The following is a 13,404-nucleotide window of genomic DNA, read 5'->3' on the forward strand; positions in this document are numbered from 1 at the left end:
CCTTTGTTATCTAAAGCGTTATCTCTTCTTCACTGTTTGGCGATAAGCCCAGTACCCCAGAGCTGTCCAAACCACACATTGCACCCAGAGTTGAGTATATTCGCTCGAGACACTTTGCCAGCTTCCACCCATTTGATTAAGGCGTAGAAAGCCTTGGATCGCTGGAGTGCTCGGAAACAGCTCTGATAGCCAGACTAACGGAGTGGGAATCATCTCTACTGGCCATATAAAGCCGGCACTGAATATCAGCGGCATGGAACTTATCAACACTACAAGTGTGACTAACTCTCTTCTTGGTGTCACAGAGCCAAGCCAAATACCCATCGCGATGGTCGCCAACAAAAAGGGTAAAGCAAACGTGAGCAGCTGAGCTTTTTGCGCCAGTTGGTTGACCCCGTGTAGGCTAAAGCTGGCGCCGAAGTAATACAGGGTGAGTAAGTAGTAAATGCCTACCAGAACCACAGTGCGTGCAAACAAGAGCTTGGCTGGTGAGGCTTTCAGCCAGTAACCACGCCCTTGCTTTTGAGTCCCGACCAATAGGCCAGCGGCCATTGCTAACGTTTGTTGTAAAATCAGCACGAAGACCGCAGGTACGACATAATCCACATAGCCTATTCTGGGGTTGAAGGTGGGTTTCATGTTGATTTTTGTCGCAGCGTAGTGCTCGGTTGCTTGTGATAGCGGTGTGCCATCCAAGACTAACTGAGCAACCGTTGTCTGCGCAGCGAGCGTGCCGCCTGCTTTCGCTAAGCCCTCAACAATGGTGCCATAGACCAAAAAATAAGAAGCATCTCCGGCATAGGCCAAGGTGGGGCTTTTGCCGAGCATCAAATCTTTGTAAAAATGCTCTGGGATGACCAAAATCCCGCTAACTCGGCCTTGAAAAAACGCTTGCTTGGCGTCTTCAATGGTAGCGTCACGTTGAACAATGTCTACTTGGGGAGTGGCATCCACCATACGTTCAAGTTGATAGCTGGTTTGGCTCTTATCCAGGTTTACCACGCTAACCTGTTGCTCACGAGGTGTTTGGTGACTGTATGGTAAGGGATAGAGAAAGGAGTAAAATACCACGCCACCAAAGACCGTTAGCACAACGACAGGATTGGTAATTAGGGCTTTTAACTCCGCTTTAAACAGTAGTAATAGCTTCATTTATTGCCCTCCGCAGTATGGAACCCTTGGGCGCGAACTATATGCTTGGCGATCAGCTTCGATACGATAAGTAATGGAAAAACATAACCAAGCATGGGTATAAGGTGATGAGCAGAGTTCGTCCAGGCCAATCCATAACTGACTTGGCTCACTTGAACTTCAATATAGTGGCTGATGGGTAACAAGCTACGCCAGGCTTGCGCTAGGGAACTCATATCGGTCACGGGGAAAGTAATGCCCATAAACGCGAAGCTTGGGGCGGTAAATGCTCCGGCAAAACTCATGGCTCGCGCTGAATCTAAGGTTAAGAAGAAAAACAAACACCCCATGATCATACAGGAGAGAATGGTAATACTTTGCGCGACAAGCAACAGTATGAAGCTGCCATTCATTGGCCATTTGAAGCCTAAGTAAAACCACCATAGAAAAGCCATTCCTTGCGCCGCGAAGATCCAAGAGTAGGGGAGTAAGGTCTGGACAAGACGCGACATTGGACGTTGCCCAAGCCATGCAATTAGCCCTCGGTCGCGTAAGTTTGCAGACAGGATCAATATTGTCGACACCACAATAACAATTTGCCACAGTGCAGGGACAACGGCTGAGACTAAAAACTGGGCATAGTTAGAGTTTTTGTTAAACAAAGAAGTAATCTGGCTGCGGATCGGGACTGCGCTTCCCATCGCTGAGTGTAACGTTGCGTTGCCCTGACTTAGATTGCCGAAGGTGGTGAGTTGTGCGTTCAGCGTCGATTGGGCTTGGACAAAGGCTGAGTTTAATACCTTACCGATCAGGATCATTTGGCTGTTATAAAAGACACTGACCTGAGGCGCAAGGTGCTTATAGGTATCGCGTTCAAAATTATTTGGAATCACCGCGTAAGCATAGATGTCACCCGCAATGAGTGCCTTTTTTGCCTCCAAGCTGCTGCTGTAGTGAGACTGGACCTCCATACTCGAGGTGGCGTCATAATATCGAACCAACTGCTGAGATAACGGGCTATGATCGAGGTTGACCACCCCAATTGGCAGATCGCGAGCAAGACCTCTAGAAAAAATCGCCCAAATCAACACGACCAATAGAATGGGGATCCAAGTAAGACAAGAGAGCAGCCACTTGTCGCGTTGGATGATGGTGATTTGTGACATGCTTGTATCGCGCATTGTTATTCCCGCATCAGTCTAACTCAACCACCAAACTCATCCCCATACGCAGCTTGTGGTCTGGGTGGGTTGGTTTGGCTTCGACTTCAAACGTGCGCAGATCAAAGCCTTGAGAGGCATCGGTTGAACGCCATGTCGCGAAGTCACCCATCACGGCAATGTGTGATACTTTAAGCTCGATGCTCTCCTCTAGTGCAGGCACGTAGGCATTGATCAACTGGCCTTTGGCAAAATGTTTAAGCCAGTCTTCGCGTACATTAAATACCGCCCACGAATCTTCGATATCGATCACAGTGACGACAGGGAAGCCCTGCGGAGCCAGTTCGCCACTTTGCAGTAGTACCTGAGAGACTTCACCGTCAAACCAGCTTTCGATGCGAGTATCTTGTGCGTAGGCTTCGACCTCTGCCACAGCCCCTGCCGCCATTCGAGCTTTTTCTGCAGCGGCCAGTTTTGTTTCGCTACGAGCGCCTTCACGAGCGAGTTGATACATCTGAAAAGCGGCGCTTTCGGTGTATTTTGCTGCATCCCATTGCGTTCGTGCTTCATCACGTTTTTGCTCAGCGACGACGCCTTCGTTATACAGGTTATTAACGCGAAGATAGGTTTTCTCCATCAATGCGGCGGCAGCTTTGGCTTTTAGCCATTGATCTTTCGCTGCTTGAATCTGTTGATCTCGAGCTCCTTTTTCTGCTTCAAGAGCCAAAGCGTCAGCGGCTTTTTCTCCCGCTTTCGCTTGTTCAAGCTTGGCTTCAATCTCTGGGCTGTGCAGAGTAAAAACCAACTGGCCTTTCTCTATGGTGTCGCCTTTACGCACCATGATCTGGTCAATTCGTCCCGGTACTTTGGATGAGATGCTGTACTGCTGTGATTCAATTTGTCCCTGGAGTCGAATCGGCTCAGGTTGATAAGCCTGATAAAAGCTATAGCCGACCCAAGATGCGACACCGAGTGCCGCAGCAGAAAGAAGGAGTGATTTGGCTTTTTTCATGGTTGACCCTTATAAACCTGAAGTCGCAAGTGCATTGCGTTGATATTGACTAAATGCGTCCATCTCATTAGAGAGGGCAAGTAGTTTAGAAAGTGATATGAGGTAGTTGAAGCTGGCTGCTGCTTTTTGGGTTTGTACTTTCGCGATGTACAACTGTGCATCGACAACGTCGGTTGACGTGGATAGCCCTTGTGAGAACGCTTTTTGACGCAGTTTTAGGTTTTCTTGGGCAAGTTCGAGGCTCGACTCGAGCCCGAGTACTTCCTCTTGCGCTTGTTGTGCTTCTAGGTACGTTTTTTTGACCAATACCGATAGATCTTGTTTGGCTTGGGCTTTTAAGTAGCGAACTTGACTGACAGCGCTATGTGCCGCTTTAACTTGCTCGCTGCGTCCAGACTTCTCGATAAGCGGAATATTGACGCCTACACCGACTAACCAATCGGGTTTCATCTGGCTCGCGAGCGAGTCGTCTTCATGCAAACTGTAATCGCCGTACAGATAGACTTCTGGGTAGTACTTTCCCTGTTCAGCTTTGATTAAGCTCGATGCTTGTTTCTCTTTCGCATCGAGTAAAGCGAGCCCTGGATAAGTCGCCAGAGTTTGTTCCACGAAGAGGCGCTGAGCAGGTAAGTTGGGATTAATAAACAGCGTATCCGAAGGTTCAACATCACTGGCTTGATTCAATATTTGGGTGAGTGCGGTTTGGGCTATCTCAAGGCTTTTTTCGGCCTTCTTGCGTTCAATCACGGCATTGTCTAGCGCCGACTGGGCTTGCAGGCGTTCGACGCGTGCTATTTGTCCTTGCTGCTCAAGTTTAACGGCATTGTCGAAGTGTTGGCGAAGGCCTTGTTCCACCAGCTTTCTCGTCTCTACCACATCTCGAGCGAGCAGCACAGAAAAGTAATATTTGCTGAGATCTTCAAAGCGGGCTTGAGTTTCCATCGCTAGTTCACTTTGCGCTTGCTCTTTTTTTCCTTGCGCTGCCGATTGCGCCGCGTCGATACGGCCGCCGGTGAAAATCGGCCAAACAGCGCGTATTGAAGAGCTAAAGATATCGCGTTCCGTCACCGTTGATGCCACCTCACCGAGATTGGCGATCAGGGCATTGAATGTCGGACCAAGGTTGGGTAGCGTTTGCCCGGTACTCTCGAACAATTGTTTGCCAGTGACCGTGACATCGCTATCTAACCGGGTGTAATTGGCACCAAGAGTGACAGACGGCAGGTTGAGATTGTCTGTCGCCTTTTCAAGGTGCTGAAATCGTTCGACATTAGAACGTTGGGCTGCGAGGGAGTTGTTTTCTTGTTGGAGCAATTGCCAAGCTTGTTCGAAACTAATGGCAGCAGAATGTGACATGGGAGCATAAAGACTCAGACATGCGAGCAGCGTGGTGATTCGACGCGATGACATAGTGACACTCAAGTTGATAAATTGGCAAGCGTTAGAGTATATACTCTAAGGTTATTATAGGCAATTCAACCCGTTTCACTGTTGCGTAACCAAAAAAGGGGGAACTGAACGTTCCCCTTATTGATTTCATTGAGATTTATTGTACCGCCTTGTCGGGGGATGGTCTGAGCTTTTGGATGAGCTTGACTAAAATTGGACTACTTAACACAACAACCGCTAAGACAGTAAACGTCATCGTAATAGGGCGTTCCCATAAGAAGCTTAGTTCTCCGTCACTGATCATTAATGCTCGGCGTAAGTTCTCTTCCATTAGGCCACCAAGGATAAAGCCAAGGAGCAGTGGAGCGAGTGGAAAGTTTGCTAGCCGCAGGGCAATCGCCGCCATCGCAATCAACAGCATAATGAACACATCCATGGTGTTGAAAGAGACTAAGTACACGCCGGTTATGGAGAAGAACAGGATCATCGGTAACAACACGGTTCTTGGCACTGCAAGTAGTTTAGAGATGTACGGAATCAGTGGCAGGTTAAGGATAACCAGTACGATGTTACCGAAGTACATAGAGATAATCACCGACCAGAACACATCTGGGTGCTCAACGAACAGGCGAGGACCTGGTTGAATACCGTAAGCGATCAAAGCACCAAGCATGATTGCGGTTGTCCCTGAGCCCGGGATACCGAGTGTCAATAGAGGCACAAATGAACCGCTTGAGGCGGCGTTGTTGGCCGACTCAGGCGCAACCAGACCGCGAATACTGCCTTTACCAAACTCTTCTTTTTTCTCTTTGGGGGCGATGTTGCGTTCCATACCATAGCTTAGGAACGCAGCGATTGTTGCCCCTGCACCAGGAAGTACACCAGTGAAGAAGCCCAGAATGGATGAGCGTATCGAGACAGGCGCCACTTCTTTGATCTCTTCTTTAGTGACTTTCATGCTGCCGATATTACTCATTTTGTTTTGTTCTTCGGCGCTGGTGTCCTGCGCTGGTTTAAGAATGCCCATCAGGGTTTCACCGAGCGCAAAGGTTGCCATAGCGAGTAGTAGGAAGCTGAACCCGTCCATTAGATCAGTCATACCAAACGTGAAGCGCTCAACGCCAACACCTTTATCGATGCCTACCGTTGATAGCATCAGACCAAGAATCGTCATCATCCAGGCTTTTATGACCTGACCTTTACCGGCGAAAGCGGCAACAGCAGAAAGACCCAGTAACATGAGAGCGAAGTAATCAGAAGACTGAAAGCTCAGCGAGACGCTGGCCAGCGCAGGTGCGGCAACCAGCAGCATGATGGCTGACAAGGTACCACCGGTGAATGAAGAGTAGGCGGCTAAGGCAAGTGCTTTGCCCGCTTGGCCTTTTTGTGCCATTGGGTAGCCATCAAACGCGGTGACGACGGTGGAAGAACAGCCAGGCGCGTTAATCAAGATTGACGAAGTTGAACCGCCAAATACCGCGCCGTAGTACACACCAGCCATAAGGATCAGGCCCGATGAAGGGTCGAGTCCATAGGTGATAGGGATCATTAGCGCGATCGCTGAAATTGGGCCAAGGCCCGGTAACATACCAATAAAGGTACCGACGAAACAGCCCACGATCACCATCATGATATTCATTGGCATGATAGCGGTGGAGAGGCCTTGTAAGATTCCATCTAACATAATGTCATTTCCTTAAATTACGACCACAGGGTGAAAATAACACCAGGCTCTAAGTAGATATCTAGGCCTTGGGTAAGGAGCAGGTAGAACGCGATAACAAATGGGAATGAAGCACCAAGTAGCACTTGTTTGCGCCTTTCGCCCAGTAAATAGAAGCCAGCAAGCAGGAAGAATCCGGTTGCCAGCACAAATCCAAGGTAAGTGAGCCCAACCCCGTATAGCGCCATCAACACAAGAAAGGCGATAAGCAGCTTCCAGTTGAAATCTATCACCGCGCCACTTCTTACGTCTGGTTGGCCCGTAACAAGCAGAAGCAAAGAAAGCCCAATACCGATGATGGTCAACAGGGTAGGTAGTGTGCGAGCCGTGAAGGGTTCGTACTCATCACCGGGGAATAGGGGGATTTGCGACGTTTGATAGCCGTAACACAGGCAGACGAGTAAGAATATCATCGCCCCCACACGATCGCGGCACAGGAGGTTCTCTTTGGAGAAAAAGCTCCCTTTATTGAAAGAGTTCGTTGGCAAGTCCGACATATCCAACTCCATTTATGTAACAGGCAGGGAAATAAAAAGCCGTACACAAGAGTTAATGAGCATGTTTCACTAACAAATAAGCCATTTGCTGCTAGTCAAGGAGGCTTAACTGCTTATAAATAAACAGAGGAGATTGTGTTACTCATGTACGGCGAAAGGGGAGAGGGTGAGTCGTTCACCCTCAAGCTACTTTGAAATCCTACTTAAGGAAGCCTAGCTCACGCATTAGGTCACCCATTTGCTTCTCTTGATCTTCAAGGAAAGCGTAGAAATCTTTGTCGGCTTTGTAGTTATCTATCCACCCGTTACGGTCGCGAACCACTTGCCATTCATCGGTGTTATACATTTTCGTCAGCGCAGAGTTCCATTCGTCGATTTTCGCTTGGCTGGTGCCAGGAGCCGCGAAGAAACCACGCCAGTTAGCAAAAACAGTTTCGTTGCCGTATTCGGTCAGCGTTGGGATATCTGGAGCCGCATCGAGACGCTTAGGCGCGGTGACCGCCAAGATCTTAACCTGGCCAGATTTAGACATTTCTAGAACTTCACCCAGACCTGTAGACAGAAGCTGAGTTTCGCCAGACAGTAGCGCAGCCATTGCTTTACCGCCTGCATCGTATGCGATGTAACGAACTTTCTTAGCGTCGAAACCTTCGCCTTTGAATGCTGCAGCTACGACCAGGTGGTCCATACTACCGCGAGCTGAACCGCCAGCGATTTTTACTTTACGTGGGTTAGATTCGAACTCTTTTACTACGTCTTCCCAAGTGTTGTAACCAGAGTCAACAGAAGTCACGATTGCACCGTAGTCCGCGATTGTCGCCGCAACAGGAGTCAGGTCACGGAACGACTGAGGGAAAATACCTGTCAGAGAACGAACAACGATAGGAGTAGAGTTAACCATCAGAGTATCTTCTTGACGCTCTGCAGTTTCGATCAGGTGAGCAATGGCTTTACCGCCGCCGCCACCAGATAGGTTTTGGAATGAGACATTCTCAACGATGTCAGATTTAACCAGTACATCGCCTGTACCACGAGCTGTCATGTCCCAGCCACCACCAGCGCCACCAGGGATTAGAAAGTGGATTTTTTCAACATCTGCTGCAAAAGCGTTGAAAGAAAAAGACGCAGCGATAATCGAAGCTGCCAGTGTTGGTTTGAGTACCTTAAACATGATTCACGTTCCTTATGTGTACGCATGTTCTTCATTGAGAACACGCTTATCGTTATCAATTATCTACCTCCAAGGGAGGGATACTTGTCAGTAGATGAGAATAAGGTTAATAGCGTGTTAAATCTTTGTCTTTAATGCGTTGATAAAAACATTATTGGGCATTTTGGGGGTTTTGTTCATAAAGTTCACAGCGTGGCGAAGACAAAAAAGCCGCACTTGGTGCGGCTAGAGTGGTGTTTGAAGCATCGCCTTTACTGACGGTCTTGGTCAAAGTCACCGTGGAAGTGGTCGTGATCAGAAACGCTATCGGCGGCTTTGAGTTTTTCACCAATACGCAGTTTGGTGGTTGGCTCAATACTGACACTGCGCAAAGTAGAAATGCCTTGAACTTGCTCGGGTGGGAACACTGGCTGGCTAAATGCGTAGTATGTGGTGACATAAGCCAGTGACTGCGTGTTGACGTACAAGGCTTTCTGACTGATGTTGTTCAGGTCATCACACGCTTGGTGATAACACTTGTCGTAAGCCACATCAATGTCGCCGCCAAACTGTGCCACTTCTTGCGCCGTTTTGGTTTTTTCTGCCCCGGTAAATAGGCCGCCAAATGCGACGCCCCAGTCGGCAAAACCTGCATAATCAGAACGCTTAGATAGTGCTTGTGGTACCGTCGATTCAGATTTGTTGGTGAAGAACTGATTAAAGACGGATTCGATATGTGATGTGCCGTACGGTGGGGTAAAGTCACCAGTGTAGGCATTGTCTGGACTGTCTTTGGTGTCGGATAAGTCGCCATCCATGACGCCAAAAATGTAGTTGGGTGAGCCGATCATATCGAAGTTGAGGTACAGCTTGATTTTATTCAGCGCGTAATAGCGAGCTTCGACCATATCAAGTTGCTCTGGTGTGAGTTCACTCGGGTCGTCAATACCCAGCTCTTGCATTATTTCCTGCTCAGCTTGCGCGCGTAGCGAGCCAAACAGCTCGTTGGTGTAGTATTCCGAACCCACCAATCCTGCTTCTTCAGCGGCCCACCAAGCAAATCGCACTTTGTTTTTAACTGGAGCCTTGAGGTTAGCGAGTGTCACTGCATACTCTAGTAACCCCGCTGTACCAGAGCCGTTGTCGTTAATGCCCGGGCCTTCGGGGACTGAGTCCAAGTGTGCGCCTAGCATGACAACCTGATCGGGGGTACCGTCTTTGGTTTCCGCAATGACGTTTTGTGTCACGACGTTTTTATCTTCAACATTGATGTTAAGAACAACAGGAACCTCGCTGTCTTGGCTAAGCTCGTACCACTGTTTGCCCAGATCAAACCGAGCGCCTAAAGCTGGGATCGTTGCTTGGCTGTCGCTGCCTAACGTACCGTTTACTACAGAAGTGCGTCCTTCAGCGTTGCCTTGGTTGAAGACAATCACGCCTTTGGCTCCGGCATTTTGTGCATTCACTACCTTAGCGTTGAAGCTACATCCTCCGCGTTGGATGACCGCTATTTTACCCGTTACCTCTTTACCCTCGAAGTCTGAGGCTTCACAGCCATCGGTACTGTCATAGTCAGGGGCGTCAAAGCGGAAGTCAGGCGTAATAAACACAGCCGGCGCCTCAATTGGTCCATTAGAGTTGCCAGAATAAGACATCGCAGCGAAATCGGGCTCTTGTCCTTCCTCGGCAGTGCGCACTCCGATCAGATCACTGCCGTTAACATTAAGCGTTGTACCTGTAAGCTCTTCCCAAGCGCGGAAATCGAACTTTTGAGTTGACACTTGATAACCGTGTTCACGCATAGTCTCAAGAATGTAGTCGACGGAATATTGATAGCCTTCGCTGCCGGCCGCTCGCGTTACCGAGTTACCATCTGTTGTCTTTGAAGCGCGCGCTTCAAGCTCAACCAAATGACTCACTAACTCCTCACGATCAATCTTGTTACTGACGTACTTTGCCGCTTTTTCCGGATCATCCCAGTAACACCCAGACAATAAGGTGGTGCTGATAATGGTGGCGAGCATGGTTTTTGTTGTTGTGATGCTTACTTGCATTTGTGACTCCTTGTTTTAATAAGCAGTCACATATTTGCTGAAAATGCCGGTTAAAAAAATGTTAAATCGATACGCGCCGATTGAATATGAACCCAGATCAACCTAGAAAAATTTATTCAATTTATCAATTACATATCTCTAGACACACCATCACGGAATCAACATAAATTCTTTCTTTAGCTTAACTATTTTGTTTGAAGGAGCTTGAGTTAAGTTACACGCATGTGAAGAAACCCGGCTGAGAGTGTTATACCTTAGTCTAAATTGTCGACAATACACTTGATTGTCGACAATGTTATGGTCTATTTTTACTTTCAGAATGAATATTGTAGACAGTTTACCTGATTGCAACGAGTGAAGTAGAGATGAACACAGAGTTAAAAACTCACCATAAAGAGATTCAGCCAGAGCGAGAGCACACCAAGTCGGCCACCTTAACCGAATCGCTGGTAGAAGCTATTGTGAGCGGCGACATCGCACCGGGTAGCAAGATTTCTGAGCCAGAGCTAGCTAAGCGATACCAGGTGAGCCGCGGCCCTTTGCGTGAAGCGATCATGCGAGTGGAAGGGTTAGGGCTGATTGAGCGGATTCCTCATGTGGGGGCGCGAGTGATCACCTTCTCACCGGAGAAGCTTGTAGAACTCTATGCGGTGCGTGAAGCCTTAGAGGGGATGGCTGCCCGTCTTGCCGCTAGGCATATCACTCCAGAAGAGTTGGCGGGCTTAGAAGCGGTATTGTCGACACATTCCCACCATATTGATGAAGTCGAGGGCGCTTCTTATTTTCACCAGCACGGCGATTTTGATTTCCACTATCGAATTATTCTAGCCAGTCGTAACAGTAAGTTGATTGCTTTGCTGTGCGATGAGCTTTATCACCTGTTACGCATGTACCGTTATCAATCGCCAAGAGCTCAGTCTCGTCCGGTTGAAGCGTTAGAAGAACACAAGTATATCTTGCAAGCGATCCGTAATCGCGACGAAGAGTTAGCGGAAATGCTGATGCGCCGCCATATCTCTGGCAGTCGCGCACTGATTGCACAACAAATCCTAAAGGACTAGAGGAAAGAGTCATGAGCTTATCTCAAGGGGCAAAATTCAGACTAGCTGTCGAACAGAATCACCCATTGCAAATTGTCGGCACGGTTAATCCGTATTGCGCCATGATGGCAAAAAATGTCGGCCATCAAGCGGTTTATCTCTCTGGGGGCGGAATCGCCAATGCGTCTTATGGTTTACCCGACTTGGGTATCACCACCTTGAGCGATGTCTTGGTTGATGTCGAGCGGATCACAAACGCTTGTGATTTGCCGCTATTGGTAGACATTGACACCGGCTTTGGCGGCGCTTTTAACATTGCACGTACGATTAAAGCAATGGAAAAAGCGGGAGCTGGTGCGGTGCATATGGAAGATCAAGTGGCGCAAAAGCGTTGTGGCCATCGCCCAAACAAGGCCATTGTGAGCCAGCAAGAGATGGTAGATCGCGTAAAGGCGGCCGTAGACGCGCGCAATGATGATAGCTTCGTCATCATGGCCCGCACCGACGCACTGGCCGTTGAAGGTATCGATAGTGCAATTGAACGTGCGATTGCGTGCGTTGAAGCGGGCGCAGATATGATTTTTCCAGAAGCGATGACCAAATTGGATCAATATGTCCAGTTCTCAGAATCATTGCAGCAAGCAACGGGTAAACATGTACCGATTTTGGCCAATATTACCGAGTTTGGCCAAACGCCGCTGTATGGCTGCGATGAGTTGGCGAAATCAAAAGTGGATATGGTGCTTTACCCATTGAGTGCATTTCGCGCCATGAACAAAGCGGCAGAAAATGTTTATCAACACCTGCTTGAAGTTGGCAATCAGGAAGCGTTGATCGACAAGATGCAAACTCGAAAAGAGCTGTATGCGCATCTAAAATATCACGATTACGAAGACAAGCTTGACCAGCTGTTTTCAGAAGGAAAATAGACAATAAAAGCCCAAGAAAACCAATCTTAACTAATTCAATAACGTGAAAACGTTCGATGAACAAACGCTCCATTAAGAGAGCAACATCGAACAGAAAAGGAGTTCAAAATGTCTCTAGCATCGAACAAGAGTGGAGAGTTAGGTGGCGCAGGTCTGCGTGGCCAGAGTGCAGGTAGCACCGCGCTGTGTACGGTCGGTAAAAGTGGAACCGGATTAACCTATCGCGGGTACGACATTACCGATCTGGCGAACAACGCTCAGTTTGAAGAAGTGGCGCATTTACTACTGCGCGGCCATTTGCCGAATCAACAAGAGTTGGATGAGTATAAAACGCGTTTAATCAGCCTGCGCGGTCTCCCCGCAGAGCTTAAGCAGGCGCTTGAATTGATCCCTGCCAACGCGCATCCGATGGATGTGATGCGCACGGGATGCTCAGTGTTAGGTAATTTAGAGCAGGAGCAGGACTTCTCCGGGCAACTGGATGCAACAGAACGAATGCTGGCTCTTTTTCCTGCGATCATCTGTTACTGGTATCGCTATAGCCATGATGGCGTGCGTATCGATACCGAAGATCAATCGCAAACCTGTATTGGCGGCTATTTCCTTAAAATGCTTACCGGCAAAGCGCCGACCGAGATGCATAAACAAGTCATGCACTGCTCGTTGATCCTCTACGCTGAACATGAATTTAACGCGTCTACTTTTGCCGCGCGTGTGTGTGCATCGACCTTGTCTGATCTGCACTCGTGCATCACCGCTGCGATAGGGACGCTGCGTGGCCCACTGCATGGCGGTGCCAACGAAGCGGCAATGGAAATGATCGAAAACTGGCAAACCCCAGACGAAGCGGAAGCCAATATCATGCAGATGCTGGCCAACAAAGATAAAATTATGGGCTTTGGCCACGCGATTTACCGCGAAAGTGACCCGCGCAATGCCCTGATTAAGCAGTGGTCGCAACAGCTGTCTAAAGCGGTTGGCGATACCCACCTTTACGCGGTTTCCGAGCGCGTCGAAGCTGTCATGAAGCGTGAAAAAGGCTTATTTTGTAACGCTGACTTCTTCCATGCTTCGGCCTATCACTTTATGGATATTCCGACTAAGTTGTTCACGCCGATTTTTGTAATGAGCCGCTTGACGGGCTGGGCTGCGCATGTGTTTGAGCAACGTGCTAACAATCGTATTATTCGCCCAAGTGCCGACTATACCGGTCCAGAACATCAACAGTGGGTGCCGATAGAAGACAGGTAATCCCCCCAAAATGCTCCCCTGATTTCGATAGGGGAGCCAACAACATTGGCTTACCTGAATGGACGCTG

Annotated in this window: 11 protein-coding genes; 3 read left to right on the plus strand and 8 right to left on the minus strand. The window is 48.6% G+C overall.

The window, feature by feature from the left end; all coding sequences use genetic code 11:
- Positions 1–18: 18 nt before the first annotated feature.
- From FCU94_RS06625 to FCU94_RS06660, 8 genes are all read right to left on the minus strand, one after another.
- The gene (locus FCU94_RS06625) at positions 19–1,152 is read right to left on the minus strand and encodes an ABC transporter permease (RefSeq protein WP_176287757.1); all 1,134 of its coding nucleotides are present in this window, start codon (positions 1,150–1,152) and stop codon (positions 19–21) included.
- On the minus strand, positions 1,149–2,312 hold the full coding sequence (locus tag FCU94_RS06630; protein WP_176287758.1) for an ABC transporter permease: 1,164 nt from the start codon (positions 2,310–2,312) through the stop codon (positions 1,149–1,151). The genes FCU94_RS06625 and FCU94_RS06630 overlap by 4 nt, the downstream gene beginning before the upstream one ends.
- A gap of 13 nt (positions 2,313–2,325) precedes the next feature.
- Positions 2,326–3,303, minus strand: a complete 978-nt coding sequence (locus FCU94_RS06635) for an HlyD family secretion protein (RefSeq protein WP_176287759.1) — start codon at positions 3,301–3,303, stop codon at positions 2,326–2,328.
- Between the two features lie 9 nt (positions 3,304–3,312).
- The gene (locus FCU94_RS06640; RefSeq protein WP_176287760.1) at positions 3,313–4,713 is read right to left on the minus strand and encodes a TolC family protein; all 1,401 of its coding nucleotides are present in this window, start codon (positions 4,711–4,713) and stop codon (positions 3,313–3,315) included.
- Positions 4,714–4,849: 136 nt separating this feature from the next.
- Positions 4,850–6,376, minus strand: a complete 1,527-nt coding sequence (locus FCU94_RS06645) for a tripartite tricarboxylate transporter permease (protein WP_176287761.1) — start codon at positions 6,374–6,376, stop codon at positions 4,850–4,852.
- A gap of 17 nt (positions 6,377–6,393) precedes the next feature.
- The gene (locus FCU94_RS06650; RefSeq protein ID WP_176287762.1) at positions 6,394–6,912 is read right to left on the minus strand and encodes a tripartite tricarboxylate transporter TctB family protein; all 519 of its coding nucleotides are present in this window, start codon (positions 6,910–6,912) and stop codon (positions 6,394–6,396) included.
- Between the two features lie 199 nt (positions 6,913–7,111).
- Positions 7,112–8,083, minus strand: coding sequence for a tripartite tricarboxylate transporter substrate binding protein (locus FCU94_RS06655; protein WP_176287763.1), 972 nt, complete (start codon positions 8,081–8,083; stop codon positions 7,112–7,114).
- A 251-nt stretch (positions 8,084–8,334) separates the two neighbouring features.
- Positions 8,335–10,116, minus strand: a complete 1,782-nt coding sequence (locus FCU94_RS06660; RefSeq protein ID WP_176287764.1) for a M28 family metallopeptidase — start codon at positions 10,114–10,116, stop codon at positions 8,335–8,337.
- A gap of 365 nt (positions 10,117–10,481) precedes the next feature.
- On the opposite strand from FCU94_RS06660, the gene FCU94_RS06665 reads away from it, so the two are divergent.
- The 3 genes from FCU94_RS06665 (at position 10,482) to prpC (ending at position 13,336) form a co-directional block, all read left to right on the plus strand.
- A complete protein-coding gene (locus tag FCU94_RS06665) occupies positions 10,482–11,177 on the plus strand; it encodes a GntR family transcriptional regulator (RefSeq protein ID WP_176287765.1) in 696 nt (231 codons plus the stop codon).
- 11 nt (positions 11,178–11,188) lie between these two features.
- Complete coding sequence (gene prpB / locus FCU94_RS06670; RefSeq protein WP_176287766.1) at positions 11,189–12,085, plus strand: methylisocitrate lyase; 897 nt, start codon at positions 11,189–11,191, stop codon at positions 12,083–12,085.
- Between the two features lie 108 nt (positions 12,086–12,193).
- Positions 12,194–13,336 (plus strand): bifunctional 2-methylcitrate synthase/citrate synthase, encoded by a 1,143-nt coding sequence (prpC, locus tag FCU94_RS06675; RefSeq protein WP_176287767.1) that lies wholly within the window; start codon positions 12,194–12,196, stop codon positions 13,334–13,336.
- The last annotated feature ends 68 nt before the right edge of the window (positions 13,337–13,404 follow it).

Origin of the sequence: Vibrio sp. JPW-9-11-11 (genome assembly GCF_013369335.1) — a bacterium.
GTDB lineage: Bacteria > Pseudomonadota > Gammaproteobacteria > Enterobacterales > Vibrionaceae > Vibrio.